This is a genomic window from Chryseobacterium hilariae (genome assembly GCF_051400735.1).
Lineage (GTDB): Bacteria > Bacteroidota > Bacteroidia > Flavobacteriales > Weeksellaceae > Chryseobacterium.
Window position 1 is genome coordinate 1 of the sequence record NZ_JBLFFJ010000015.1, and the last position, 1,569, is coordinate 1,569.

The 1,569-nt window shown below is 37.7% G+C and carries 1 pseudogene; it reads left to right on the forward strand.

Annotated features, from left to right (window positions below):
- Positions 1–84 precede the first annotated feature (84 nt).
- A pseudogene (locus tag ACMGDK_RS19730) lies at positions 85–1,439 on the forward strand (IS3 family transposase).
- Positions 1,440–1,569: the final 130 nt, after the last annotated feature.

The following is a 1,569-nucleotide window of genomic DNA, read 5'->3' on the forward strand; positions in this document are numbered from 1 at the left end:
TGTAAATCGTCAGCAAAAAGTGTACTGATTTAGGCTCTCACTTAAGGAGTGTTTCATAAGAGATTAATTTTTAAATTTGATATTATGAACACCAGGAAAAAACCAACTCCTGAAACCTACATTAAAGAGATCAGGAGAAAAACCAGAAGAATCTTCACTGCCGAGCAAAAGATCCTCATCGTAATGGAAGCCCTTCGTGCAGAGACCTCTGTAGCAGAGCTCTGCCGTAAGCATGGCATTCAGGAATCCACATTTTACAAATGGAACAAAGAATTTCTTGAGGCCGGTAAGAAACGCCTTTCTGGTGATGTAGTTCGTGAGGCTACTTCTGATGAAGTTAGCCAGCTTCGTGAAGAAAACAAGAAGCTAAAAGAAATGGTTGCAGATCTCGTTTTACGGTATGATATTGTAAAAAAAAGCTTGGACATGCTGGACTAACCCAGAAATATAGAAGATATATGAGGTTATCCGCCGGTGAAAAATTAGAGATCATAGAACTCGTTACGCGCAGTGAAATAGGTGTTAATAAGACTTTGAGGGAACTCGGCATCCATAAGAGCACCTTTTACAATTGGTATAATCTGTATCTGAAAAAAGGATATGAAGGATTTTTTTCTTCCCCCTCTTTTAACAGAAAACAATGGAACAGCATTCCTGAGAAACAAAAAAACCTTGTGGTCGAGATCGCATTGGAGCATCCTGGACTTTCCAGCCGAGAACTGGCTTATAAAATCACCGATGAGCAGGGTATTTTTATTTCAGAATCAAGTGTGTACAGAATTTTGAAAAAGCGGGGTCTGATTACCGCTCCTTCTCATATCCTGCTCTCAGCTGCTGATGAATTTAAAGATAAAACCAATTTTGTACATGAGATGTGGCAAACAGATTTCACTTATTTTAAGATTATTGGTTGGGGCTGGTACTATCTAAGTACCATTCTAGATGATTACAGCCGTTATATTGTTCATTGGGAGCTCTGTAGAAACATGAAAGTGAATGATGTAAAAAGAACGGTAGATTCAGCTGTAATAAAGTCAGGGCTTAAAAAAGGACAGGTTCCTAAACTTTTATCTGATAATGGCTCCTGCTACGTAGCTTCTGAGTTGAAAGAGTATCTGCTGAAAAAGTATGAAATCAATCAGCTTCATGGAAAACCTGCTCATCCGCAGACCCAGGGAAAGATCGAGCGGTACCACCGAACGATGAAAAATGTGGTAAAACTTCATTTTTATTACAGCCCTGAAGAATTGGAAAAAGCACTGGAGGAATTTGTTAACCGTTATAATAATCAGCGGTATCATGAGTCTCTGCAAAATCTAACTCCTGCTGATGTATATTTTGGAAGAAGCGATGAAATACTCCGGGAACGCAGGAAAATAAAAGAGAAAACACTGCAACTCAGAAAACGGAATTACTTTAAAGAAAAAGTAAAACGCTAAGAAAAAGTTGTTCTAGAAAATTTTTGAGCCCTCAAAGCTTAGAAAAATTTTATGGAAATCAACTTTTATTATAACTTTAAACTAACAAATACTCCCTAAGAGAAAGTCCATTTTCTTTTGAAGACATACA